This window comes from Corynebacterium nuruki S6-4, from assembly GCF_007970465.1.
Taxonomy (GTDB): domain Bacteria; phylum Actinomycetota; class Actinomycetes; order Mycobacteriales; family Mycobacteriaceae; genus Corynebacterium; species Corynebacterium nuruki.
In genome coordinates this window covers 226459-251142 of the sequence record NZ_CP042429.1, presented here as the reverse complement: position 1 = coordinate 251142, position 24684 = coordinate 226459, and the positions used below count along the sequence as shown (strand labels likewise).

Genomic DNA, 24684 nt, shown 5'->3' with positions numbered 1-24684 from the left:
TCAGACGGCGGCGGGCATGGCGGGGGCCGGCAGCGGGACCTTGCGGCCGTCCTGCTGCCCGAACCGGATCGTCGGGTCCGGGGACCCGGGGGCGTTGACGAAGGAGACGAAGCGGGACAGTTTCTCCGGGTCCTCCAGGACCCGGGTCCATTCGTCGGTGTAGGCGTCGACATGGGCGGCGACGAACTCCTCGAGGTCCCCGGCGATGCCCAGCGAGTCCCCGCAGACGACGTCCCGGATATGGTCGAGGCCGCCCTCGGTCTCCTCGATCCAGTGCGCGGTGCGCTGCAGACGGTCGGCGGTGCGGACGTAGAAACCGAGGAACCGGTCGATGTAGGCGATGAGGGTGCTGTCGTCGAGATCGCCGGCGAGCAGTTCGGCGTGGCGGGGTGTGGCACCGCCGTTGCCGCCGACGTAGAGGTTCCAGCCGTTCTCGGTGGCGATCACGCCCACGTCCTTGCTGCGGGCCTCCGCGCATTCCCGGGCGCAGCCGGAGACGCCCATCTTCAGCTTGTGGGGGCTGCGCAGGCCCCGGTAGCGCAGTTCCAGTTCGACGGCCATCTTCACCGAGTCCTGCTGACCGTAGCGGCACCAGTCGGTGCCCACGCAGCTCTTCACCGCACGCAGTGACTTGCCGTAGGCCTGGCCGGATTCCATCCCCGCGTCCACCAGCCGCCGCCAGATCTCCGGCAGCTGCTCGACCCGGGCGCCGAACATGTCGATGCGTTGGGCACCGGTGACCTTGACGTACAGGTCGAAGTCGCGGGCGATCTCGCCGACGACGATGAGCTGCTCGGCGGTGACCTGTCCGGCGGGCATCCGGGGCACCACCGAGTAGGAGCCGTTGCGTTGGATGTTGGCGAGGAAGCGGTCGTTGGAGTCCTGCAGGGCCGCCCGCCCGTCGTCGAGGACGTGGTCGCTGGTGTCGAGGGTCGCGAAGATCGAGGCGAGGGTCGGTTTGCACACCTCGCAGCCGTGGCCGGTGCCGAAGCGGCGGATGAAGGTGGTGAAGTCGCGGATGCCGGTGGACGAGGCGATCTCGAACAGTTCGGCGCGGGACTGGTCGAAGTGTCCGCAGACCGCCTTCGACTGTTCGATGCCCTCCGCGTCCAGCAGCTTCTTCAGGAGATTGACGCAGGATCCGCAGCTGGTGCCGGCTTTGGTGCAGGTCTTGAGGTCGCCGACGGAGTGGGCGCCGTCGTGGATCGCCCCGCACAGCTCGCCCTTGGTGACCGAGTTGCACGAACAGATCTGGGCGGCGTCCGGCAGCGCGCTGACGCCGACCTCCGGGGCGCCTGCCCCGGCCGGTGCGATGAAGGACACCGGGTCGCCGGGCAGTGCGGCCCCGACCATGGGGCGCAGCAGCGAGTACGCCTCCACGTCACCGACGAGCACCCCGCCGAGCAGGGTCGCGTTGTCGGACGCCATGACCAGCTTCTTGTACACCCCGGTCACCGGATCGGTGATGTTGAGTGCGCGGGCGTCCGGGGTGACGGCGTGGGCGTCGCCGAAGCTGGCGACCCCCACGCCGAGCAGTTTCAGTTTGGTGGACATGTCCGGGTCCTCGAACGGGGTGTGGGTGCGCCCGGTGAGCCGGTCGGCGACGATGGTCGCGGTGGTGTAGCCGGGGGCGACGAGTCCGTAGCAGACCCCGTCGACGGCGGCGCACTCCCCCACGGCGCTGATGTGCGGGTCGGAGGTGCGGCAGTCGCGGTCGACGAGGATGCCGCCGCGCGGTGCGGTGGCCAGGCCGGCGGGGCCGGCGAGCTGGTCGTTGGGGCGCACCCCGGTGGAGAACACGACGATGTCGACGGTGAGGGTGAGGCGGCCGCCGGTCTCTCCGGTGCCGTCGGTCTCCACCGAGAGGGCGATGTCGAGCCGCTCGGGATCGACGGTGCTGACGGTGATCGCGTCGGTGGTCGCCGCGGTGTGGACCCGGACGCCGAGTTCCCGGATCTTGTCGGCGAGCAGGGCGCCACCGGGGGCATCGACCTGGATGGGCATGAGCCGGGGCGAGCGTTCGATGATGTGGGCCTCGGCGCCGAGCAGTCGCAGGGCATTCGCGGCCTCGAGACCGAGCAGCCCGCCGCCGATGACCGCGGCCCGCACCGTGACATCCGTGCTGCCTGTGCCGCCTGTGCCGTCTGTGCCTGCCGCGGTCAGCTGCCGCGCCCGGGCGGATTCGACGGTCTCGCGGATACCGTCAAGGTCGTCGAGGGTCCGGTAGACGGTGCAGTGCGGCAGATCGTGGCCGGGCACCGGGGGGACGAAGGCGTGGGAGCCGGTGGCCAGGACGAGGTGGTCATAGGGCAGGTCGGTGGTCTCACCCGCGGCGTCCGTCACGGTGAGCGTCCGCGTCCCGGGATCGACCGCCGTCGCGGTGCCGTCGATGCGGTCGACAGTTGCCGGGAGGGCGTCGAATTCGAGGAGGCCGCGGTCCCAGTTGCCGACGTAACTGGACAGGGCCACCCGGTCGTAGGCGGGACAGTGCTCGCCGGAGACCACGGTCACCCGCGCCGCCGGGTCGCGGGCGAGGATCTCCCCGGCGGTGCGGTGGCCGACCATGCCGAGGCCGACGATGACGATGCCTCCCCCGGTGACGTCACCGTCGTTGCTCCGGTCTGTGCCGGTCGCCGTGCCGGTCGCCGTGCCGGTCGTCATGCTGGTCGCTGTGCTGGTCATTGTGCCGGTCCTTCCGTCGTCGTGACCCCGTCACCGTCGGTCCTGATGCGGGGCGGGTCGGTCTGGACAGGACGCTAACCGGCGCAGTCGGAGCTGTTGAGCCGTGAGAGCACTGTTTAACCTCCGGTTCACGGACCTGCGGCAGGCCCCGGTGCCGGACACACCGGCGCAACACGGCCGACCCGCCGGGGACGCATGCCGGACGGGCTGACCGGTCACCCCGCAACATAACCAGCTGTTATGCATTGAGTTATCACTTATGTGATGGCTAGGACATCACCCCCAGTCATGCATAAGTCGACTTAAGATTGCGGGTAGAGGTGATCGCCCCACCGGAACTCCGTCCCCGGCCCGGACGACCCTTTCTACAGACGGACAATCCGGACGCCGATGTCCGGCCCCGTCCAGAGGCCCGGCAGTCCGCCGGGCCGGGAACACCAGTCGTGGAGGAATGAGCCCATGGATGTCGTCGACATCTCACGGTGGCAGTTCGGCATCACCACCGTCTATCACTTCATTTTCGTTCCGCTGACCATCGGGCTGGCGCCGATGGTCGCCCTGATGCAGACGTTCTGGCAGGTCACCGGGAAACCGGCGTGGTACCGGGCGACACGGTTCTTCGGCACCGTCCTGCTCGTCAACTTCGCCGTCGGCGTGGCCACCGGCATCGTCCAGGAATTCCAGTTCGGCATGAACTGGTCCGAGTACTCGCGGATGGTCGGTGACGTCTTCGGCGGCCCGCTCGCCCTCGAAGGCCTCGTCGCCTTCTTCCTCGAATCCACCTTCCTCGGACTGTGGATCTTCGGCTGGGGGAAGCTCCCCGGCTGGCTGCACACCGCGTGCATCTGGATCGTCGCGGTAGCCGTGAACCTCTCCGCCTACTTCATCATCGTGGCGAACTCGTTCATGCAGCACCCGGTCGGCGCCGAGTACAACCCGGACACCGGACGCGCCGAACTCACCGACATCATCGCCCTGCTCACCAACCCGACGGCACTGGCGGCGTTCCCCCACGCGGTCGCCGGGTCCCTGCTCACCGCGGGCACGTTCGTCCTCGGCGTCAGCGGTTGGTGGATGGTCCGCGACCGCGCCGCGATGCGCAAGCTCGCCGAGGGTGGTCAGCTCGCGCCCGAGGTCGCCCGCCACGACATGCACCGGCCCGCCCACCGGCTCGGCTGGTGGACCACCGTGGTCTCCGCCGTGGCCCTGTTCATCACCGGCGACATGCAGGCGAAGCTCATGTTCGTCCAGCAGCCGATGAAGATGGCGTCCGCCGAGTCCCTGTGCCACACCGCGACCGACCCGATGTTCTCCGTCCTGACCATCGGCACCCACAACGACTGTGACTCTGTCCGGCACCTCATCGAGCTGCCGTGGGTGCTGCCCTTCCTCGCCGACGGGAAGTTCAGCGGTGTGACACTGCAGGGTGTCGAGGACCTGCAACGGCAGGCCGAACAGCTCTACGGTCCGGGCAACTACTCACCGAACCTGTTCGTGACCTACTGGGGATTCCGGATGATGATCGGACTGATGGTCGTCTCCCTCTTCCTCGCCGCCCTGAGCTGGCTGCTGACCAGGAAGGGCCGGATCCCCTCCGGCCGGGCCGCGACGGCCTTCCGCTGGATCTCCCTCATCGCGATCCCGACCCCCTTCCTGGCCAACTCCGCCGGCTGGGTCTTCACCGAGATGGGACGCCAGCCCTGGATCGTCCACCCCAACCCGGACTCGGTCGGTGACCCGAACACCGAACTGATCCGGATGACCGTCGACATGGGCGTGTCCGACCACGCCCCCTGGACCGTCATCGTCACCCTCATCGGGTTCACCCTGCTCTACGCGGTGCTCGCCGTGATCTGGTTCTGGCTGGTGCGCCGGGCCGTGCTCGCCGGACCGCCCGTCGAAGACGGTCCGACCGTCGACGGCGACGCCGGACCGGCCGAGCCGGTCCACTTCACCACGGCACCCGCCGCCACCGATCCCACCGAGTCCGCCGAGTCCACTGATTCCACTGATCCCGTCACCGCCGGAAGGAGCGTCTAGCCATGTCCGGTATCGATCTCCCCGTCCTCTGGTTCATCCTCGTCACCTGCCTGTTCGCCGGGTACTTCCTGCTGGAGGGATTCGACTTCGGCGTCGGCATGCTGCTGCCGTTCCTCGGCGGCCGTGACACCGACGGCACTGCCCGCGATGCCCGCCGGACCGCCGCACTGCGCACCATCGGCCCGGTGTGGGACGGCAACGAGGTCTGGCTCATCCTCGCCGGCGGCGCCCTGTTCGCCGCCTTCCCCGAGTGGTACGCCACCCTGTTCTCCGGCTTCTACCTGCCACTGTTCCTCATCCTCGTCGCCCTCATCGTCCGGGTCGTCGGACTGGAATGGCGCGGCAAGGTCGGCAGCCTGACCTGGCGCCGCCGCTGCGACCTCGCGGTGTCCGTGAGCTCCTGGCTGCCACCGGTACTGTGGGGCATCGCCTTCGCCAACCTCGTCCGCGGCGTCCCGGTCGATGCCGACCTGAACATGTCCAGTGACCTGGGCACCCTGCTCGGCCTGTTCAACCCCTACGGCCTGCTCGGGGCCGCCGCCTTCGCCACCGTCTTCCTGCTGCACGGGCTCAGCTTCCTGCGCCTGAAGACCGCCGGCGAGGTCCGGGACCGGGCCGGACGGCTCATCACCCCGGTCGGTGTGCTCGCCGCCGTCGCCGGCACGGCATTCCTGCTGTGGACGCAGCTCTCCCACGGTAAGCCGTGGACCTGGGCCGTCACCGTCCTCGCGGTGGTCGGCGTCCTGACCGCGGTGGCCGCGATGCTCCGCCACCACGACGGCACCGCGTTCACCGCCACCGCCGTCACGGTGGTCTGCACCGTGGTGCTGCTGTTCGGCTCGCTGTACCCGTGGCTGATGCCCACCACCCTGGCCGACGGCACCGGTCTCGACATCCGCAACGCCGCCTCCGGGCACTACACGCTGACGGTGATGACGTGGGCGACCGTGTTCGTCCTGCCGCTGGTGCTGCTGTACCAGGGCTGGACCTACTGGGTCTTCCGCCGCCGCATCACCGCCGCCCCGGTCGGGACCCCGGCACCCGCCGACAGTTCCACCGGTGCCACCACCACTGCCCCGGAACCCCCGCAGGCAACCCCGCCGACCACGCACACCGTCACAGGAGGTGAGTGACCGTGCCCGGTCCCGTCGACGCCCGCCTGCTGCGGCTGTCCGGTGACGCACGCCGGTGGATCCTGCTGCTCGCCGCGGTGACCGCCGCCCGCACCGTCTGTCTCGTCGCCGCCGGTGTGCTCACCGGTACCGTCGCCGCCCGGGTCATCACCGACGCCGCCGACGGCACCGCCATCGACCTCGCCGACGAGACCGGCCCACTGGTCACCCTCGGCATCCTCGTCGTGCTGCGCGCCGTGCTCGCCTGGGCGGAGAAGCGCTACGGCCGGCGCGCCGCCGGTCAGGCGACCCGCGACCTGCGGGACCGCGCGCTGCGTGCCCTGGCGGTCACCGACCCCCGGCAGGTGGACCGCCCCCGGTGGCGCACCCTGCTCACCGAGGGCATCGACGGGCTGGGCCCCTATCTCACCGGTTACCTCCCCGCACTCGTCAGCACGGCGATCGCCACCCCCGCGGTCCTCGTCACCGTCTGGTGGCTGGACGCCGGGTCCGCACTCATCGCCCTGGTCACCCTCCCGCTGATCCCGCTGTTCATGTGGCTCGTCGGCACCCTGACCGCCGGACTGACCGAACGCAAGCTCGAAGCCCTCGGCACCCTCGCCGACCAGCTGCTCGACCTCATCACCGGGCTGCCGACCCTGCGTGCCCTGGGTCGGCTGCGCTCCCCCGCCGACGAGATCCGGCGGCTGTCCGACCGGCACCGCAGTTCCACCCTGGCGGTGCTGCGCATCGCGTTCCTCTCCAGTTTCGTCCTGGAGTTCCTCGCCACCCTGTCCATCGCCCTCGTCGCCGTCGGGATCGGTTTCCGGCTGCTCGACGGGTCGATGACGCTGGCGGCGGGACTGTGCGTGCTCATCATCGTCCCGGAGGTCTACAACCCGGTCCGCCAGGTCGGCGCCCGGTTCCACGACGCCCGCGACGGCTTCGTCGCCGTCGGCGAGATCCTCACCCTGCTCAACTCCGGCACCACCACCGCACCGGACGCCGCACCGGACGCCGCCGCGCCGGCCGTCCGGCCGGTACCCTCGCTGCCCGCCGACGGTGTCCGCGTCGTCTTCGACGGGCTCAGCGTCGACGGCCGGGACGGTGCCCGCCCCGGTGACGTCACCGGTACCGCCGACCCCGGCGCGCTGACCGTGCTCACCGGCGCCAACGGTTCCGGCAAGTCCACCGCCCTGCTCGCCCTGCTCGGCATCGTCACCGACGGGGTCCACGGCACCGCCGTGTGCCTCGACCGGACCGGCGTGCTCACCGGGCGGGAGCTGTGGGACCGGACGTCCTATCTGCCGCAGCGCCCGGTGCTGGACGCCGCCTCGGTCGGCGACACCTCCGGACTCTCCCTCGGCCAGCGGCAGCGTGTCGCCGTCGCCGACGAGCTGGAACTGGGCCGCGAGCTCGTCGTCCTCGATGAGCCGACCGCGCACCTGGACACCGCCAACGCGCGGCTGATGGTCGACCGGCTGCGCCGGTGTGCCCGCGAGGGCGCGACGGTCGTCGCGGCGTCCCACGATCCGCTGCTCACCGCGGCGGCCGACCGGGTCATCGCGGTCGGTACCGCGCAGGAGGTGGCGTCATGACCTTCCGTACCCTCACCGGGCTGCGCGCCCGGGACCTGGTGTGGCCGGTGCTCTCGGGCACGGTCACGCTCCTCGCCGCGCTGAGCCTCACCGTCGTCTCCGCCTGGCTGATCACCCGGGCCTGGCAGATGCCGCCGGTCATGGACCTCACCGTGGCGGTGACCGCCGTCCGGGCACTCGGCATCTCCCGGGCGGTGTTCCGCTACATCGACCGGCTGGCCTCCCATTCACTGGCGCTGCGCTGCGCCGCACAGGCCCGGGTCACCGCCTACCGGGCGCTGAGCCTCGCCCCGGTCACCCGGACCGCCCGGCTGGGCCGGGGTGACCTCACCTCGCGGCTCACCGCGGATGTGGACGCGGTGGCCGACGTCATCGTCCGGGGCATCGTGCCCGCCCTTGTCGCCCTGGTCACCGCGGTGATCTCCGTGGGGTTCACCGCACTGCTGTCGCCGTCGGCGGCGCTCGTGCTGACCGTCGGACTGCTCATCGCCGGGGTCGCGGCCCCGTGGGTGGTGGGCCGGTCGGTGCAGACCTCCGAACGCCGCCGTGCTGCGGCGGTCCGGGACTACGCGACCGCGGTCGACCGGGTGCTCACGGACGCCCCCTCGCTGCGGATCCGGGGCCGGCTCGACGGGGAGCTGGGCCGGGCCGCGGGCGCCTCCCGCGGTCTGACGGACGCCGCCGAGGCCGGTGCCCCCGCCGATGCCGCGGGCGCCGGACTGACCGTCTTCGCCTCCGCGGCGACCGCGCTCGGGGTGCTGTGCGTCGCGGTGACCGCCTACCCCGGCCACTCCCCGCAGTGGCTGGGGGTGCTGGTGCTGCTGGCGCTCTCCGCGTTCGAGGCGACCTCGGCGCTGCCGGAGGCCGCGGTGGCGGTCACCCGCGCCCGGGGTGCCGGACGCCGGCTGCGGGAACTCGTCGGTGACCCGGACGCCACCCGGCAGCTCCCGGAGCCCCCGGAGCCCCCGGCCGGGGCCGCTGCACCGGATGCACCGGTAGCTGTGCCGGCCGCCGTGCCGGAGCTGACCGCCACGCACCTGGTCTACGGCCACGACGGTCCCCTCGGCGAGGTCGACCTGGATCTGCCCGCCGGGGTGAGGAAGACGGTCACCGCCGCCTCCGGGTCCGGCAAGACCACCCTGCTGCTGACCCTCGCCGGGCTGATCCCCCCGGTCTCCGGGGCGGTCCGTCTCGACGGCACCGACATCCGGGAGCTCGCCGCGGCGGACCCGGAGCAGCTGCACCGCACCATCGCCTACCTGCCGGAGGACGCCCACGTGTTCCTCACCACCGTGCGCGACAATCTCGCGGTGGGGGCGCCGACCGCCTCCGACGGGCAGATGCACGCGGTCCTCACCGCCGTCGGGCTCGACGACTGGGTCGACGGTCTGCCCGACGGGCTGTCCACCGTGCTCAGCGGGGGCGCCGGAAGTCTGTCCGGTGGGCAGCGCCGCCGGCTGCTGCTCGCCCGGATGCTGCTGACCGACGCGCCGGTGCTGCTGCTCGACGAACCGTTCGAGCACCTCGACGAGGCCGGCACCACCGCGATGGAGCAGTTGTTCGCCCGCCCGGACCTGCCCGGGGCCCGTGGCGTCCGGACCGTGATCGTGGTGCGCCACCCGCGGCAGCGCGGTGAGGTCGGCTGAGGGAGCCGGGCCGCTGCCACTGCCGCAGGTCGGTGGAACGAACCGACAGGTCGTGGTCCTGCCCCGCAGGTCGGTGGAGCGAACCGAGGTGCTGAAAAATCGGACCGTGGACGCCCTCCCGGTTCGTTCCGCGGACACGGCGGACACGGCGGACACGGCCGCGGACGCATCGGGCGCCGTAGCATCGGCGCCATGCCGTTCCCCAGGCGCACCAGCCCCGACAACTTCTTCGACCTGCTCGACGAGCAGCAGCGGCCGCACCTGCTGACGTTGCGGGAGATCAGCCTCTCCTACCCCGAGGTCACCGAGACCCTGAAATGGAACCAGCCGGCCTACGTCACCGGGGACGGGACGGCGTGGCTGCTGCAGGCGTTCGCGAAGCACTGCTCACTGCGGTTCACCCCGGACTTCTTCGGCCCGTTCCAGGCGGAGGTCGCCGCGGCGGGCTACGGCTACGGCGCCGGATTCCTGAAGATCATGTACACCGACGAGGTCCCCGAGCAGCTGTGCCGTCGGCTCATGGCGGCGAAGCTCGCCGACAGCGGTCACTGACCGCGCCCCTGTGCTGGTCGGGGGCACCACTCTGTCGGGCGCCGGTCGTGACCTGCGGCAACCTCCTGCGACCTGCTGCGACCTCCTGCTATCCGATGGTGAGCAGCACCATCAGGATGAACAGCAATGTCGCGGTCCCCGAGATCCCCAGCGCGATCTTCAGCCGGGTCCGGTCCCGCGGCAGCAGGGCGAACCGCAGCAGCAGCCCCGAGAGCACCACCACGGCGATCGCCAGGATCCCCGCCAGCGGGGTGAACATGATCCCGATGAACGACAGGAACCCGCCGACCAGCATGACGATCGGCCAGGCCGTCGTCTGGTCGGTCGACGGGGACGATGACGGACGGGACGGGGACGGTGACACGGTCAGGACTCCTCCTGGGCGGGACAGTATGGCGGGACAGCACGCCGGACATCCCCCAGGTTAACCCGCGTCCCTCACCCGGGCCTGCACCGGCTGCACCGCCTGTACCGTCAACCCCGCATCCGGGAGGTCCCCACCGTCACCGCGGCGACGAGCATCCACATCACCACGAGGACCACTCCTAACGGACCCCAGAGGATGTCCCGCCACCAGCTGTCCGGGAAGAACGCACCCCGGTAGATGTGGTCGGTGACCGCCACCCCGGGCACGGTGAACAGCAGGGTGAGGATCCCTGCGCTGACGACGACCGCCGCAGACTCCCACCACGCCACCGCACGGCGCTGCCCCACCGACGCCCCGGCGCGGTGAGCAAACACGTCGCCAACGTGTTCATGAAGCTGGGGATGACCCCGACCGACGAGAACCGGCGGGTCCGTGCGGTGCTCGCCTGGCTGCGTCACACGGGGCGGTGAATCCTTGCCGATAATAACGCATCGCGTTATCATGGTTAAATGATCCGGTCTTTTGCAGACTCGCGTACCCGGAAGGTCTGGCAACGTGACCGGGCGAAAGGACTCGGCCCGGACGTGCAGCGAGCGGCCCACCGGAAACTGCTGATTCTGAACCGGTCAGAGACCATCAACGATCTACGGGTACCTCCCGGAAATCGACTGGAGAAGCTCTCCGGCAACCGTCAGGGGCAGTACTCGATCAGAGTCAACAGTCAGTTCCGAATCTGCTTCCGCTGGACTCAGGACGGCCCGGCAGACGTTGAAATCACCGACTACCACTGAGGAGAATCTCCATGGCTTCCGCACCGCATCCCGCTGACCACAAAGCCCATGAGCCGATCACGCCCGGCGAGATTCTTCTGGAGGAGTTCCTCAAGCCCATGGGAATCTCCCAGTACCGACTGGCCAAGGCCATCAACGTCCCACCTCGGCGCATCAACGAGATCGTCCACGGGACAAGGAAGATCACCCCCGACACCGGCATCCGGCTGTCCAGGGCACTGGGCATGAGTGAACACTTCTGGGTCAACCTTCAGCTCGACTACGACATCGAGATCGCCAAAGAAAAACACCACGACGAACTGGACGCCATTACACCGATCGTCGCCTGAGCCACTGACGACTACCGGCGCACGTATTCCGCGGGGCCCGGCTCAGTCTGCGTCCACGGGGTGGAGATCAGTGCCCCGGACAGCGTCAGGAGTGTGTCACCGGTGTTCTCCGGCAGTCGGGCGGGATCGACCCCCGGCATCAGTTTCAGACAGGCGCCGGGATCCACCGACGGCGACGGGTTGCCGTCGAGCGCCTGGTTGGCCAGCTCCCACACCGGGTTACTCACCGCGAGGAGGAAATGGTCCACCGGTTCGTTCGGACACTGGTCCTGCAGGGTGATGTTCGTGACGTTGTCCGCGGACGGCAGAAAGGCCCTGTCATAGGGCGTGACGATCTCGTCGAAGCGGGTGGCGATGGTGGTGTACCTGATCCCCGGATAGGTTGCCCCGTCGTCGTTGAGCGTGGTGATGAAGTCCGACCCGCTGCCCTGCTGCCGCAGTGCGTCCGGACATCCGACCGTGCAGGTCAGGGAGATCATGTCGGAGCCGTTGTTCGAGGACCCGAGGCCGACCATGTTCGCCACCATGTCGCGGGTGTCCGGCCACCATTTCGTGGTCCACCGGCCGATCATCCCGCCCTGGCTGTGGCCGACGATGTCCACCTTCCGGCCGCTGGTCGCGTGGATCGTCCGGATGGCGTGGGTGACGTTCTCGGCGGAGACTTGTATATCCTGCAGGCCGTTCTCCGGCAGATCCACCGTGCAGTAGGGCCGACCCTCCGCGGCGAGCGCCGGTTCCCAGTTCCAGGACCAGTTGGCCGACGCATTCGCGGTCGTCCCGTGCAGCAGGAGCACCGTGTTGCGGTCACTTCCGGCCGGGTCGCCGTGGCAGTCCAGGGAACGGTCGAGGTCCGCCTCGTCGACGGTCAGCGGCGGCCACTCCTCCCCGGCCGTCACCGGTGCGTCCGGACTGTCCGCCCGGGCTGCGGGAAGAGCCACCGCGCCGGCGAGCAGGACGGGTACCGCCGTGAGTGCGATGAGGAGGCTGACCGGGGATCTGCCGGACGAGGCACCGGGTCGGTGTATGTGCATGGTGCTTTCCTTTCCTGACCTATGCTTCCGCCATGACGGTAGCCGCAGCACACGCCGGGTACGCGGGAATCCGGGGGCCACCGGCTACACTGATGGAAACTCAGCAACTTCCCCTATGACGTTCAGGATTTTCCATGCGCCGTCGTGTCCCCGCCGCTGCCGCGGCCACCGTTGCCCTCCTCACCGCCACCACCGGCTGTTCCGGCAGCTCCGACCCCGAGGTCGTGACGGTCACCGCCGATGCCCCCTCGACCAGCCAGGCGGCAGCCGGTGGCCCGGCCCCCACGGCCGGGGCACCGGCTCCGGCACATCGGACTGCCCCGTCAGCACCTGCCACCCCGGCGGTCCAGGCGGACAATCCCGACCAGGTCGGCGGCACGTGCGGCACCCTCGACGGGGCGAAGGTCACCGCCGGGGAATCGACGAGCTGCGGTTTCGCGATGAATGTCGCCGCCCAGGCGCTGCAGCCGGTCTACGGGCCGGACACGATCTCCTCCCCCGACGCCAACGGCTACGCCGGCATCGCCACCGTCACCGCTACCAGTCCCTCCACCGGTCAGACGTACACGATGCAGTGCGGTATCGGTTCCGCCGCAGTGTCATCGGTCTGCACCGGCGGCAACAATGCCCAGGTCCGGATCGACAAGGCCGGCAACGGCAGCCTGCTCTACCTCGTGCAGTAGCCGTCCACCTCCGGCCCCGTGACCCGTCACGGCGTCCCGCCCCGGTATGTACCGTGGTCGGTACGGCACAGCAACGCCCCCGACAACGCAGGAAGAGGCAGGAGGGCCGCATATGGCACTCGGATACATCGTCAACGGAATCGTCGCCCTCATCTACGGGCTCTACCGGATGGTGAAGGGGTGGATCACCGGGGATCCGCCGTCAGAGGAGAAGGACGGGAAGTACCAGGCCCTCTGGAACGACGAGGAACACACCTGGCCGTACCCGCACTGACGCCCCACTGACGCCCCTGCCCTGGTCCGTCACGCGGGTGACGGAACCTACGCGGACACCGCGGCGGCGATCCGGTCGCCGACCTCGGCGGTGCGGATCTGCGAACCGTCGCGGGACCCCGCCTCGGCGAGCACCGCAGCCTCGATCTTCTCCGCCTGGGAGACCCGCAGCGCGGCGTCCTCCCCCTCGTCACCGGCGAGGTGACGCAGCAGCAGGGCCGCAGAGAGGATCGCCGCGCACGGGTCGGCGATCCCCTGGCCGGCGATGTCCGGCGCGGAGCCGTGGACCGGCTCGAACATCGACGGGCTGACGCGCGACGGGTCGATGTTGCCGGACGCCGCCAGGCCGATGCCCCCGGTGACCGCACCGGCGAGGTCGGTGAGGATGTCGCCGAAGAGGTTGTCGGTGACGATGACGTCGAAGCGGCCCGGGTCGGTGGTCATGTAGATCGTGGCGGCGTCGATGTGGCAGTAGTCGACCTCGACCTCGGGGAACTCCGCCCCGACCGCGTCGACAGCGCGCTGCCACAGGCCACCGGCGTTGACCAGCACGTTGGTCTTGTGGACCAGGGTCAGCTTCTTCCGGCGGGACCGTGCGCGTCCGAAGGCGTCCCGGACGACGCGCTCCACGCCGTACCAGGTGTTCTGGCTGAGCTCACTGGCCACCTCGTGGTCGGTGCCCTCCCGCAGGGTGCCGCCGTTGCCGCAGTACAGGCCCTCGGTGCCCTCGCGGACGACGACGAAGTCGATCTCGCCCGGGTCCGCCAACGGTGAGGTGGACCCCGGGTAGAGCTTCGCCGGACGCAGGTTCACCGCGTGGTCCAGCTTGAACCGCAGCGGCAGCAGCAGGCCACGCTCGAGGACGCCGGCGGGCACGGAGCGCGGATCACCGATCGCGCCGAGGAGGATCGCGTCGTGCTCCTTCAGGGACGCCAGGTCAGCGTCGGTGAGCAGCTCACCGTTGCGGAGGTAGCGGCGGGCACCGAGATCGTAGTCGGTGGTCTCGACGGTCTCGTCACTGGTCGCGGCCGTGACGGCCCGGAGAACCTTCAGTGCCTCCGTCGTGACCTCGGTACCGATACCGTCGCCGGCGATGACCGCGAGTTTCATTCCTTGGACTCCTTTGTGTCGTTTCGTCCCACATCGTTGGAAATTACCGACACATTACCATGTCCGGGCCGTCACCCCACCTGCGCCGACCCCTGGGGCAACGCCCTGTTCGGGTGAGATGCCCCGTTCCGTGCACCCCCACCGGCGGGTCTACCGGATATCCGCACCGGACAGTGGTTTTGTGTTCCTATGAGCAAACCTGACACGTCTGCACCTCAGGTGGACCCGGTGTCCCCTCCGGCCGCGGCGCAGCCGGCCTCCCCCGGTCGCCGGCTGCCGGGGCGTGGTGTCCTCGGCATCGGACTCGTGATCCTGCTGGCCGTCGTCGCGTACCGGGAGACCCGCCCCCCGGTGTTCGGGACCGAGCTGAACCTCTACAAGGTCCCCACCGACTTCCTCGTCTACTACCGTGCCGGCGAAGTCATGGCGCACGGCGGCAACCTCTACGACGGTCCGCTGCTGGGTGAGCTGCCGTTCACCTACGCGCCGTTCGCCGGGGCACTGTTCCGGGGCCTGGCGGTCGCCCCGGAGGCGATGGCCGCGACATTCTGGCAGCTGGCCTGTGTCGGCGCGGTCATCGCGGTCATCCTCGGCGTCCTCGCGCAGCGCGGGTACCGGCTGGACGCCCCGACCGCCGTCATCGGCGTCGGTGCCGCGGTCGGCACCCTGGCCCTGTCCCCGGTGCGCGACAGCTTCTTCTACGGGCAGATCAACGTCCTGCTCATGCTGCTGGTGGCCTTCGACTTCCTGCGTAAGCGCGACAGGTTCACCGGCATCGGCGTCGGCCTGGCCGCCGGGCTCAAACTCACCCCCGGTTTCTTCATCATCGTGTTCGCCATGCAGCGGAGGTGGCGTGAGGCGGTCACCGCCGCGGTTACCTTCCTCGTCACGGTGGTGATCGGGCTCATCGCGGTTCCGGACGCCACGACGTTCTGGACGAAGTCCATGTTCGAGTCCGACCGGGTCGGCGACGTGACGATCTCGGCGTCCCAGTCGCTCAAGGGGTTCTGTGAGCGCACGCTGGGCACCGGGACCGGCTCCACCCTCCTGTGGATCGTCCTCGTGCTCGTCGCCCTCGTCGCCTGCTTCTTCGCGGTGCGGTGGGCGACGCGACGGGGCAACCAGGCACTGGTCATGTGCTTCGGCGGTATCACCGCCTGCCTGGTCTCCCCGTTCTCCTGGCACCATCACTGGGTGTGGCTGGTGCCGCTGGTGGTCTGTCTCGTCGACCTCGGGGCCCGGGCCGGTGCCCGGCTGCGCGGTCGCACACCCGGGGTCCGCGGCTGGCTCACCGAGCAGGCGGCGATGATCGTCACCCTGGTGATCGTGTTCGTCACCATGATCCCCTACTGCAGTCACCAGATCTCGGTCCGGTTCTCCTTCCTCGGACAACCGGGACTGCCCGCCCCCTTCGACCACCTGTGGATCCTGTGGGCCTCGGTGATCATGCTGGTCTTCGCGGCACTCGGGCTCCGGGAGTTCCTCGCCGGCCGGCAGCAGGCTCCGCAGGACGCTGAGGACGCCCAGGACAGTCAGGGCAGTCAGGACGCTGCCCCGAAGTCCGCGGGAGCCGCAGGCGCCTAGACCGCCTCGGGTCCGTGGACCTCCACGGCGTTGCGGGTGAACAGCATCACCGCGACGGCGACGACCACGACCACCGCGGCGACGTAGTAGGGGGTGTCGACCGAGAAGTGGTCGGCGATCTTCGTCGAGGCGAACGGGGCGATCACGCCGCCCATCCACCGCACGAAGTTGTACGCGGCCGAGGCGACCGGCTGCGGGTTGTCGGACACGCTCATCGCCATCTCGGTGTAGACGGTGTTGTTGATGCCCATCAGCGCACCGGCGACGATCACCACGAGGATGACGGTCGGCCGGTTGTCGTGGAACAGGCCGAGCAGCACGTAGAGCACCAGCAGCCCGATGAGCATGACCATGGCGGTGTTCGCCGCGCCGATCCGGTTCTGGACGATCGGGGCGAGGAACACCGAGCAGACCGCCAGGGCGCAGCCCCAGCCGAAGAAGACCAGGCCGATGCCGTATTCGCCGGTCTCCTTGATCACCGGCAGGAACGGCGTGTAGGCGAGCACCGTGAAGAAGCCGAAGTTGTAGAACAGTGCGGAGAACGAGACCCCGAACAGCCCACCGTGGCGCAGCGCCTTCAGTGAGTCGAGGAATCCGGTCTTCGTCGCCGGCTTCGGGGTCTCCGGCAGCTTCCACAGCAGCACGACGAGGGCGATGAACATGAGGACGGCGGTGCCGAAGAACGGACCCCGCCAGTTCATGTGGCCGAGGACGGCGCCGACGAGCGGGCCGCAGGCCATGCCCAGGCCGAGCGCGGCCTCGTAGAGGATGATCGCGACGGCCCGGCCACCGGAGGCCACGGCGACGATCACGGCCAGCGCGGTCGCCACGAACAGTGCGTTACCCAGACCCCAGCCGGCGCGGAAGCCAACGAGCTCACCGACGCTGGAGGAGGTCCCGGCCAGCGCGGCGAAGATGACGATGAGTGTCAGCCCGGCGAGCAGCGTCTTCTTGCCGCCGATCCGGCTGGACACGGCACTGGTGATGAGCATCATCACCGCAGTGACGGCGAAGTAGCTGGTGAACAGCAGGGAGACCTCGGACGGCCCGGCGTCGAGGTTCTCTGCGATGGCGGGCAGGATCGGGTCCACCAGGCCGATGCCCATGAAGGCGAACACACAGGCCAGCGCGGTCGCCCAGACGGCGATCGGCTGGCGGAGCATCGACGCCTTCTCGGATTCGAGGGTCGCGCCCTCGACCGTCACTCTCTGTTGATGCTGATTCGACGTGACCATCCGGCCGCATCCCTCTTTTCTCTTCTGTTCGTGTCATGGGGCGGGGCGCTCAGTCCCGCCGGGTGTTCTCCTGTGGTCGGACGCCTCGGATCTCGCGCTGGACGACGGCCTCGGACAGCCGGGTCAGCGGGCCGAGCCCGTCCCGGAGTGCGGTCCGTGCGTCATCGTCGAGGACGGCGAAGTAGCGGGCCAGGACCTCGTTGCGTTCGTGGTTGACCCGTCGCCGGGTCTCCTCGCCGGAGTCCGTGATCGTCACCAGGGCGACCCGGGCGTCCCGGGGATCGGGGTCCCGCCGCACCAGGCCGGCCGCTTCGAGGCGGGCGACCTGCTGGCTCATTCCCGGTTGGGTCATCCCGCTGCGCCGGGCGAGCAACCCCATGGGGTGCGGTTCCGCCGCGACGGTGTTGAGGATCGAGACCTGGGTGGTGGACAGCTCCCCCGGGTATTCGAGCATGCGGATCATGTGGAGTGCGGAGCGCAGCGCTTCGCGCACCTCCGCCGCGACGATGAGGTTGTCATCCTGGTTCTGATTGTCTGTGTCGACCACGACAGTCCACCGTATTATATAAGTCTCTTAAACACCAAGTCGCCCATCCGGTCCCGCCGGTCGCCTGAGAGACCCCCGACAAACCCAGACAAAAACGACGACAGCCGCAGACCCGGACCGGGTCTGCGGCTCTGTCTACAGCTGTCTGCGGCTGTCAGCTGCTGTCTGCGGCCGTCTCGCTCGACTCCGCTCGACTCCGCTCGCCCTCCCCCACCCCGGCCCCCACGACGGGGACCGGGCGGACACTCCCCTTAAGGAACCGGAGACTAACCCAGGTTCAGCAGGACAGCGTGGGACGCCGAGAGGGCGTCCTTGATCTGGCCGACGAGATCGGTGGAGATCTCCTTGTCGACGCGGAGCACCAGGGTGGCGGAACCCTCGTTGAGGTTCTGCGACAGCGCGGCGGCGTTGATGTTGATGCCCTCGCGACCCAGGAAGGTGCCCACGGTACCCAGCGCACCCGGCTGGTCGGTGTAGGTCAGGAACAGGTTCAGGCCCTCGGCACGCAGGTCCAGGCCACGGTCGTTGATCCGGACGATCTTCTCGACGTGCTCCAGGCCGGTCAGCGCACCGATGACGCTCACCGCGGTGCCGTCACCGGTCACGGCCTTGACCTCGAGCACGGAGCGGTGGGTGACCGACTCATCGGCGGTGGTGACGGTGAGTTCCACACCGCGCTCCTCCGCGATCTGCGGGGTGTTGACGAAGGTGACCTGCTCATCGACGACACCGTCAAAGATGCCGCGCAGGGCGGCGAGCCCCAGGGCGTCCACCGACTCGGTGGACAGCTCGCCACGGGCCTCGACGGTGACCGCGGCGACCGGGGCGTCCAGCAGGGCGGAGGCGACCTTGCCCAGCTTGGTGGACAGGCCGAGCCACAGGGCGACCTCTTCGCTGACCTTGCCGCCGGTGACGTTGACGGCGTCCGGCACGAAGTCACCGGCGAGCGCCTTGAGGACGGACGCCGCGACGTCCGTGCCGGCGCGGTCCTGCGCCTCGACGGTGGAGGCACCCAGGTGCGGGGTCACGACGACCTCGTCGAGCTCGAACAGCGGCGAGTCGGTGCAGGGCTCCTTGGAGTAGACGTCGAAGCCGGCGCCGCGGATCTGACCGGCCTTGATGGCGTCCGCCAGGGCCTGCTCGTCAACGAGGCCACCACGGGCCGCGTTGATGATGATCTGACCCTTCTTCGACTTCGCAAGGAGCTCGGCGTTGAACATGCCGGCCGTCTCCGGGGTCTTCGGCAGGTGGATCGTCACGAAGTCGGCACGGGCGACCAGCTCATCGAGCTCGACGAGCTCGACACCCAGCTGGGCGGCGCGGGCCGGGTTGGCGTAGGGGTCGTAGGCGATGATGTCGGTCTCGAACGCGGCGAGACGCTGCGCGAACAGCTGGCCGATGTGGCCGAAGCCGACGATACCGATGGTCTTGCCGAAGACCTCCACACCCTTGAAGGAGGAGCGCTTCCACTCGGCGTCCCGCAGGGTCTTGTCCGCGGCCGGGATCTGGCGGGCGGTCGACAGCAGCAGCGCGATGGCGTGCTCGCAGGCGGAGTGGATGTTGGAGGTCGGGGCGTTGGCGACCATGACGCCCTTGGCGGTGGCGGTCTCGATGTCGACGTTGTCCAGGCCCACGCCGGCGCGGCCGACGATCTGCAGCTTCGGGGCGGCCTCGAGGACCTCGGCGTCCACGGTGGTGGCGGAACGGACGAGCAGCGCGTCCGCGTCCTTCACGGCTTCGAGGAGCTCGGGGCGGTTCGGACCGTCGACCCAGCGCACCTCGACAGAGTCTCCGAGGGCGTCCACGGTGGACTGGGCGAGCTTGTCGGCGATGAGGACGACGGGACGGGAATTCTGGCTCACAGGATCTCCTGACGAATCATTGAGTGCCTGTCACCTCCGGCACGACCGCGTCGGAGGGCAGGGCCCACGCCTTTCCCCCGACGGACCCGTAGCAGCCCGACGGGGAGTGACGTACGACGCAGAACAGCTTAGTACGCCCCCGCCCGCCGGGGGTGAAGAAGGTCGCCGGTAGACCGACGGTCACCCCGGCGGTCACCCCTGCCGACGTTCTCAGCTGCGGTTCACGCCGGAGCCACCGGGTTCTCCGGTCTCCCCGACCGCTCCCGCCAGCGGCGAGTCGCACACCTCTTCCTCGTGGTCCCGGTGTTCCGGCTTCTCCAGCTGCACCGTGATATGCCCCACCCCACGGCCCGCGATGACCGCACGGACCCGGTCGAGGATGCCCGGATCGCGGTCCGCACTGACCACGTGGACGGACGCCATGGCGCTCTCGCCGTCGACCGACCACACATGGAGGTCGTGCACCGCCTCGACCCCGTCGACCCGCAGGATGTCGTCCCGGATCCCCACCGGGTCGAAGGACGCCGGGGCGTTCTCCATGAGGACGCCCACCGCCGTGCGCAGCAGGTTCCAGGACCGGGGCAGGATCAGTGCCGCGATCCCCAGTGACGCCAGCGGATCGACCCAGGTCCAGCCGGTGACGGCGATGACCACCGCGGCGACGATGACCGCCACCGAACCGAGCAGGTCGGCCAGGACGTGGAGGTAGGCGCCGCGCAGGTTCAGCGACTCCCCCGCCGACCGGTGCAGCACCACCGCCGACACGATGTTGGCCACCAGACCCACGACGGCGATACCCGCCATTAGACCGGTCGTGACCTCCTCGGGGTCCCCGAACCGGCGGAGGGCCGAGACGGCGATCCACACCGCGATCACGGCCACTGCCCCGGCGTTCACGGCGGCGGCGATGACCTCGGCGCGTCGGAAGCCGTAGGTGGCGCGGGTCGTCGCACGGCGCTGTCCGATGAGGATCGCGCAGGCGGCGATGATGAGTCCGCCGGCGTCGGAGAGCATGTGGCCGGCGTCCGCGAGCAGGGCCAGTGATCCGGAGACCAGGCCGCCGATGACCTCGGCGAGGAAGATGACGGCGGTCATCGCGATGACGACCCACAGGGCACGTCCCCGGGGTGCCGGATGGTCATGCCCGTGGCCGTGACTGTGGCCGTGATCGTGGCTGTGATCGTGGTCCTGGCTGTGACTGTGGTCGTGGGCGTGATCCTGATCGTGCATGTGCTCGTGGGTCATCCCGGTCCTCCATTTTCATTAACGGTCAGACCCAAGCCTACGTCCAACATTTCCGCACGTCAACGTCATATTTAGGCAACCGTAATCATTTTCGTTAAGGCGACGCGGAGGCCTTCCGTCGACAGGTCTCCGCACTGGCTCCCATTCCACTGGCACCCGCCCTGGTACCCCTTCCCGGTACCCCGCCATGTCCCCTGCCCCCTCCCCTGCCGAAGATGACCCTGGCATCACCCCGACGTCCCGTCTTGTCCGTGGACAGAGCCGCCGGGCCCCATGTCACGGACCCCATGTCGACGGAACGAACCGACAGGTCGACATCCAGGACCGCAGGTCGACGGAACGAACCCACAGGTCGAAAAATCCGACCTGGAGCGGCACCCTTGGGTTCCAGTGGTCGTTGCAACACCCCTGACATGTTCAGGAGTGAACAGTGCCCACACCGAACCCCTCGCACCGGCCCACCGCCGGACCGCGATCCACCCCCGCGCAGAGACTCCTCGCCTTCACCGCCTTCACCCCCGCCGAGCGCGAGTTGATGATCACCGAGCACGCCGCCGGCTCCACCGTCCGACAGATATCCACGGCACTGGGCCGCCCGGCTACCACGGTCAACGACTGGTTGACCCGGCACGGGCTCCACACCCCACGGCGCCGCCCCAACCACCTTGTCCGGCAACTCGCACTGATCCTGGTCAGCGCGGGTATGACCCAGGCTGACGTCGCCGCACTGATCAACGTGACCCGTCAGACCGTCTGCGGTTGGGTCAACCGGTTCCCGACCCCCGCCCGGCCGGAGGATGCCTACGACGAGGCGACCATCAGTTTCTACCGGGCACTGCTGTCCGGGGCGACCCCGGCGACAGCGGCGGCCAGTACCGGCAGGCCACTGTCGCAACTGGATCCCGACGGGGTGTACTCATCAGATGTGAACACCGCCGTGGCCGACCAGATCACCGTCGACACCCCGAAACGGGTTCGGCGCCAACACGCCGCTGATCAGCGTCAGCGTGATGCCGGACGGGCCGGCCGCAGACAGCTCCGGCGTAAACCCGGCGCCGCACTGCGCCCGGTCGCACCGAGTCCCGCACCGAGTCCCGCGCCGGTTGCTGCACCGGCAGTCCGGGCCCGGAAGAACCCGCCTGCCGGCGGCCCCGTGGAGTCTGAGGCGGCATCGGCGACACCGGCGGCACCGGTGCGTCGACCATCTGCCCGCAGGGACCGCAAACTGGGCCGCGCCACCGACACCACCGACACCACCGACGCCACCGACGCCACCGACGCCACCGACGCCGTGGACCGGAAAGCCGGGTTCACCGCCGACAGTGCCGATCGTGGTGCCCACCGGGGGAACCGTGCCCGGCACAGTCCCACGGCCAAACCCACCCGCCGACGTGGTCGGCACAGTGGCCGGCACAGTATCCCCGCCCCGATGGTCTTTGACACCCCGGCACCCGATCCCCGGATGCCACCGGCCGCCCCGGTCCACCACCGTGACCCTGACCGGGTGATATCCGACCGGTACCTGACCGCGGCAGAACGGGACACCATCGCGGTGATGCTGCGTGAGGGAGCGACGAAGGCGGCGATCGCCCGGAAGCTGGGCAGGCACCGGTCCACGATCAGCCGGGAACTCGCCCGCAACAGTGATCCTGCTGATCCTGCTGATCCTGCTGATCCTGCCGATCCCGGCGACACCGGCAGTACCGGCGGGGCCGGTGACCTGGTGTACAACCCGTTCACCGCGACCCGGCATGCCGCAGCCCGCCGGGCCCGACCGAGGTTGTCGAAGGTGTACGCCGACCCGATGCTGCGGGCGCTGATCACCCAACGACTGGAGCACTGGTCACCCGAGCAGATCGCCCACCGGTTACGGTTGGACTTCCCCGAGCATCCGGAGTGGCATGTGTGTACTGAGACGATTTACCAGGCGTTGTACGTCTACCCGAAGGGCAGCCTGCGCAGTGAGGTGAAAAAGGCCCTGCGTACCGGTCGGACAACCCGTAAACCCAGGGAGTCAGCGGTGAGGATCCCCCGCGACCATGACCGGGTCAGCATCGCCGAGCGGCCCGCTGAGATCGAGGACCGGGCGGTACCCGGTGACTGGGAAGGGGATCTGATCTGTGGGGCGTACAACAAGTCCGCGATCGGCACGCTGGTCGACCGTAAGACCCGGTACGTGATGCTGCTGCACCTGCCCGGTGCCCATGATGCACTCAGTGTCCGCGACGCGATGATCGAACGGTTCACCGGCATGCCCGCCCAGATGGGGTTGTCGGTGACCTGGGACCAGGGGTCGGAGATGTCGTTGCACAGGGAGATCAGTGTGGCCGCGGATCTGGACGTGTACTTCTGTGATCCGCATTCCCCGTGGCAGCGGGGCACCAACGAGAACACCAACGGGTTGCTGCGGCAGTACTTCCCGAAGTCCACGGACCTGTCGGTCCATGGGCGTGACCGGTTGCGGGAGGTGGAGATGCTGATGAACAACCGGCCGCGGAAGGCACTGAACTGGGCTACCCCCGCTGAGGCGATGTGGGCGGAACTGGACGGTATCCTCGGTGAGGCTTAAGCAGATCCGCTACCCGTGAGGGTGTTGCGTCGATCGCTAGAATCCGCCACCTGGGTTCGTTTGGTCGACATCCCTCCATCCCTCCCCCGACACCCTGCCCCCGCGAGTCACGCATCAGCGAACTCGAGCAGCAATGGTGCCGAGTGCGGGCCCCGGTACAGTTCCTGCTCGACTTCACGGATCACACGGAGCTCTCGACCGGCGACATGGCGCCCGCGGACACGCGGTCCGCCCCGTGACCGCTCGGTGCGCCCACCTGCCCCGGACATGACAGAACCCCGCCTGCCGCACCCGGAAATCCGGGGACAGCGGGCGGGGTCGGTCAGACCGGGTCAGACCGGGTCAGACTACGCGGTGGCGTCCAGCGGGTTCTTGACCCAGCTCATCATGTCGCGCAGCTTGGCGCCGGTGGCCTCGATCGGGTGCTCCGCGATCTTGTTGCGCAGACCCTCGAGCTCCTTGTTGCCGCCCTCGACGTTGGCGATGAGGCGCTTGACGAAGTTACCGTTCTGGATGTCCGTCAGGACCTCGCGCATCCGCTCCTTGGCGCCGGCGTCCACGATGCGCGGGCCGGAGAGGTAGCCGCCGAACTCGGCGGTGTCCGAGACGGAGTAGTTCATGTTGCCGATGCCGCCTTCGTAGACGAGGTCGACGATGAGCTTCATCTCGTGCAGCACCTCGAAGTAGGCCATCTCCGGCTGGTAGCCGGCCTCGGTGAGGACCTCGAAACCGTTCATGATGAGGTACTCGAGGCCACCGCAGAGCACGGCCTGCTCACCGAACAGGTCGGTCTCGGTCTCCTCCTTGAAGGTGGTGGCGATGACGCCGGCGCGCGCGCCACCGATGGCGGCGGCGTAGGACAGCGCCAGGTCGTGGCCCTCACCCTTCGGGTCCTGCTGGACGGCGATGAGGCACGGGACGCCCTTGCCGTCGACGTACTGGCGGCGGACCAGGTGGCCCGGGCCCTTCGGGGCGGCCATGGCGACGGTGATGTTCGCGTCCGGCTTGATCAGCTCGAAGTGGATGTTGAGGCCGTGGCCGAAGAAGATGGCGTTGCCGTCCTCCAGGTTCGGGGCGATGTCGTCCTCGTAGATCTTGGCCTGGGAGGTGTCCGGGGCCAGGATCATGACGACGTCGGCCCACTTGGCGGCCTCGGCGTTGGTCAGGACCTTGAAGCCGGCCTCTTCGGCCTTCTCGCGGGACTTGGAGCCCTCACGCAGGCCGATGACGACCTCGACACCCGAGTCACGCAGGTTCTGGGAGTGGGCGTGGCCCTGGGAGCCGTAGCCGATCACGGCGACCTTGCGACCCTGGATGATGGACAGGTCGGCGTCGTCGTCGTAGTAGACGTCAATTGCCATGGTTGAGCACCTTTCGCTGGGATGGCTGATTCTCTGCAGCCGATCGTAACAGGATGTTTTTTCAAAG

The 24684-nt window shown here is 69.1% G+C and carries 21 protein-coding genes and 1 pseudogene; 12 read left to right on the top strand and 10 right to left on the bottom strand.

Annotated elements, in window-relative coordinates; genetic code table 11:
• Entirely contained in the window at window positions 1-2565 is a 2565-nt protein-coding gene (gene nirB / locus FSW06_RS01135) for a nitrite reductase large subunit NirB (protein WP_238525920.1), read from the bottom strand.
• 576 nt (window positions 2566-3141) lie between these two features.
• Here nirB and FSW06_RS01130 point away from each other — a divergent pair.
• From FSW06_RS01130 to FSW06_RS01110, 5 genes are all read left to right on the top strand, one after another.
• A complete protein-coding gene (locus FSW06_RS01130; protein ID WP_010119113.1) occupies window positions 3142-4722 on the top strand; it encodes a cytochrome ubiquinol oxidase subunit I in 1581 nt (526 codons plus the stop codon).
• A gap of 11 nt (window positions 4723-4733) precedes the next feature.
• Entirely contained in the window at window positions 4734-5855 is a 1122-nt protein-coding gene (gene cydB, locus FSW06_RS01125) for a cytochrome d ubiquinol oxidase subunit II (protein ID WP_193345940.1), read from the top strand.
• Window positions 5852-7432: an ABC transporter ATP-binding protein/permease gene (locus FSW06_RS01120; protein ID WP_010119116.1), complete on the top strand. Its 1581-nt coding sequence runs from the start codon at window positions 5852-5854 to the stop codon at window positions 7430-7432. The genes cydB and FSW06_RS01120 overlap by 4 nt, the downstream gene beginning before the upstream one ends.
• Window positions 7429-9078, top strand: coding sequence for a thiol reductant ABC exporter subunit CydC (cydC, locus tag FSW06_RS01115; protein WP_010119119.1), 1650 nt, complete (start codon window positions 7429-7431; stop codon window positions 9076-9078). Before FSW06_RS01120 ends, cydC begins: the two co-directional genes overlap by 4 nt.
• A gap of 192 nt (window positions 9079-9270) precedes the next feature.
• Window positions 9271-9630: a DUF1801 domain-containing protein gene (locus FSW06_RS01110; protein WP_010119121.1), complete on the top strand. Its 360-nt coding sequence runs from the start codon at window positions 9271-9273 to the stop codon at window positions 9628-9630.
• 88 nt (window positions 9631-9718) lie between these two features.
• Here FSW06_RS01110 and FSW06_RS01105 read toward each other — a convergent pair whose 3' ends face one another.
• Window positions 9719-9994: a hypothetical protein gene (locus FSW06_RS01105; RefSeq protein ID WP_010119123.1), complete on the bottom strand. Its 276-nt coding sequence runs from the start codon at window positions 9992-9994 to the stop codon at window positions 9719-9721.
• A gap of 110 nt (window positions 9995-10104) precedes the next feature.
• Window positions 10105-10371, bottom strand: coding sequence for a hypothetical protein (locus FSW06_RS14400; protein ID WP_162097142.1), 267 nt, complete (start codon window positions 10369-10371; stop codon window positions 10105-10107).
• Here FSW06_RS14400 and FSW06_RS01100 point away from each other — a divergent pair.
• The 3 genes and pseudogenes from FSW06_RS01100 to FSW06_RS01090 form a co-directional block, all read left to right on the top strand.
• Window positions 10354-10467: pseudogene (locus FSW06_RS01100) on the top strand (DNA-binding response regulator); the annotation flags it as partial. The gene FSW06_RS14400 and the pseudogene FSW06_RS01100 sit on opposite strands and share 18 nt — an antisense overlap.
• A 39-nt stretch (window positions 10468-10506) precedes the next feature.
• Window positions 10507-10788: a type II toxin-antitoxin system RelE/ParE family toxin gene (locus tag FSW06_RS01095; RefSeq protein WP_010119129.1), complete on the top strand. Its 282-nt coding sequence runs from the start codon at window positions 10507-10509 to the stop codon at window positions 10786-10788.
• Window positions 10789-10799: 11 nt separating this feature from the next.
• Window positions 10800-11117, top strand: a complete 318-nt coding sequence (locus tag FSW06_RS01090) for a HigA family addiction module antitoxin (protein ID WP_010119131.1) — start codon at window positions 10800-10802, stop codon at window positions 11115-11117.
• Window positions 11118-11128: 11 nt separating this feature from the next.
• Here the strand turns inward: FSW06_RS01090 and FSW06_RS01085 are convergent, their stop codons facing one another.
• On the bottom strand, window positions 11129-12148 hold the full coding sequence (locus FSW06_RS01085) for an esterase/lipase family protein (RefSeq protein WP_010119132.1): 1020 nt from the start codon (window positions 12146-12148) through the stop codon (window positions 11129-11131).
• A 134-nt stretch (window positions 12149-12282) separates the two neighbouring features.
• On the opposite strand from FSW06_RS01085, the gene FSW06_RS01080 reads away from it, so the two are divergent.
• Together FSW06_RS01080 and FSW06_RS14395 are read left to right on the top strand one after the other, a co-directional pair.
• The gene (locus tag FSW06_RS01080; protein ID WP_010119133.1) at window positions 12283-12831 is read left to right on the top strand and encodes a hypothetical protein; all 549 of its coding nucleotides are present in this window, start codon (window positions 12283-12285) and stop codon (window positions 12829-12831) included.
• Between the two features lie 112 nt (window positions 12832-12943).
• A complete protein-coding gene (locus FSW06_RS14395; RefSeq protein ID WP_010119134.1) occupies window positions 12944-13105 on the top strand; it encodes a hypothetical protein in 162 nt (53 codons plus the stop codon).
• A gap of 47 nt (window positions 13106-13152) precedes the next feature.
• On the opposite strand, the gene FSW06_RS01075 is transcribed toward FSW06_RS14395, so the two are convergent.
• On the bottom strand, window positions 13153-14214 hold the full coding sequence (locus FSW06_RS01075; protein WP_010119135.1) for a 3-isopropylmalate dehydrogenase: 1062 nt from the start codon (window positions 14212-14214) through the stop codon (window positions 13153-13155).
• Between the two features lie 228 nt (window positions 14215-14442).
• Between FSW06_RS01075 and FSW06_RS01070 the strand changes: the two genes are divergently transcribed.
• The gene (locus tag FSW06_RS01070) at window positions 14443-15798 is read left to right on the top strand and encodes a glycosyltransferase 87 family protein (protein WP_158005205.1); all 1356 of its coding nucleotides are present in this window, start codon (window positions 14443-14445) and stop codon (window positions 15796-15798) included.
• Here FSW06_RS01070 and FSW06_RS01065 read toward each other — a convergent pair.
• From FSW06_RS01065 to FSW06_RS01050, 4 genes are all read right to left on the bottom strand, one after another.
• Window positions 15795-17033: an MFS transporter gene (locus FSW06_RS01065; protein ID WP_029448974.1), complete on the bottom strand. Its 1239-nt coding sequence runs from the start codon at window positions 17031-17033 to the stop codon at window positions 15795-15797. The two genes, FSW06_RS01070 and FSW06_RS01065, sit on opposite strands and share 4 nt — an antisense overlap.
• Before the next feature lie 49 nt (window positions 17034-17082).
• Complete coding sequence (locus tag FSW06_RS01060) at window positions 17083-17580, bottom strand: MarR family winged helix-turn-helix transcriptional regulator (protein WP_010119139.1); 498 nt, start codon at window positions 17578-17580, stop codon at window positions 17083-17085.
• 266 nt (window positions 17581-17846) lie between these two features.
• Window positions 17847-19442, bottom strand: a complete 1596-nt coding sequence (gene serA / locus FSW06_RS01055; RefSeq protein WP_010119140.1) for a phosphoglycerate dehydrogenase — start codon at window positions 19440-19442, stop codon at window positions 17847-17849.
• Window positions 19443-19652: 210 nt separating this feature from the next.
• Window positions 19653-20687 carry a cation diffusion facilitator family transporter gene (locus FSW06_RS01050; protein ID WP_010119141.1) on the bottom strand — a complete coding sequence of 345 codons (1035 nt, stop codon included), beginning with the start codon at window positions 20685-20687 and terminating at the stop codon, window positions 19653-19655.
• Window positions 20688-21117: 430 nt separating this feature from the next.
• Here FSW06_RS01050 and FSW06_RS15030 point away from each other — a divergent pair, with 430 nt between their 5' ends.
• Entirely contained in the window at window positions 21118-23256 is a 2139-nt protein-coding gene (locus tag FSW06_RS15030; RefSeq protein ID WP_146881284.1) for an IS30 family transposase, read from the top strand.
• 347 nt (window positions 23257-23603) lie between these two features.
• Here FSW06_RS15030 and ilvC read toward each other — a convergent pair whose 3' ends face one another.
• On the bottom strand, window positions 23604-24617 hold the full coding sequence (ilvC, locus tag FSW06_RS01040; protein WP_010119153.1) for a ketol-acid reductoisomerase: 1014 nt from the start codon (window positions 24615-24617) through the stop codon (window positions 23604-23606).
• Window positions 24618-24684 lie beyond the last annotated feature (67 nt).

Excerpts from the sequence above, each read along its gene's own strand:
- nirB (WP_238525920.1), bottom strand. The coding sequence starts at position 2,565 with ATGGTCGGCCACCGCACCGCCGGGGAGATCCTCGCCCGCGACCCGGCG.
- FSW06_RS01130 (WP_010119113.1), top strand. The coding sequence starts at position 3,142 with ATGGATGTCGTCGACATCTCACGGTGGCAGTTCGGCATCACCACCGTC.
- cydC (WP_010119119.1), top strand. The coding sequence starts at position 7,429 with ATGACCTTCCGTACCCTCACCGGGCTGCGCGCCCGGGACCTGGTGTGG.
- FSW06_RS01110 (WP_010119121.1), top strand. The coding sequence starts at position 9,271 with ATGCCGTTCCCCAGGCGCACCAGCCCCGACAACTTCTTCGACCTGCTC.
- FSW06_RS01095 (WP_010119129.1), top strand. The coding sequence starts at position 10,507 with ATGATCCGGTCTTTTGCAGACTCGCGTACCCGGAAGGTCTGGCAACGT.
- FSW06_RS01090 (WP_010119131.1), top strand. The coding sequence starts at position 10,800 with ATGGCTTCCGCACCGCATCCCGCTGACCACAAAGCCCATGAGCCGATC.
- FSW06_RS01085 (WP_010119132.1), bottom strand. The coding sequence starts at position 12,148 with ATGCACATACACCGACCCGGTGCCTCGTCCGGCAGATCCCCGGTCAGC.
- FSW06_RS01080 (WP_010119133.1), top strand. The coding sequence starts at position 12,283 with ATGCGCCGTCGTGTCCCCGCCGCTGCCGCGGCCACCGTTGCCCTCCTC.
- FSW06_RS14395 (WP_010119134.1), top strand. The coding sequence starts at position 12,944 with ATGGCACTCGGATACATCGTCAACGGAATCGTCGCCCTCATCTACGGG.
- FSW06_RS01075 (WP_010119135.1), bottom strand. The coding sequence starts at position 14,214 with ATGAAACTCGCGGTCATCGCCGGCGACGGTATCGGTACCGAGGTCACG.
- FSW06_RS01065 (WP_029448974.1), bottom strand. The coding sequence starts at position 17,033 with ATGGTCACGTCGAATCAGCATCAACAGAGAGTGACGGTCGAGGGCGCG.
- FSW06_RS01050 (WP_010119141.1), bottom strand. The coding sequence starts at position 20,687 with ATGACCCACGAGCACATGCACGATCAGGATCACGCCCACGACCACAGT.
- ilvC (WP_010119153.1), bottom strand. The coding sequence starts at position 24,617 with ATGGCAATTGACGTCTACTACGACGACGACGCCGACCTGTCCATCATC.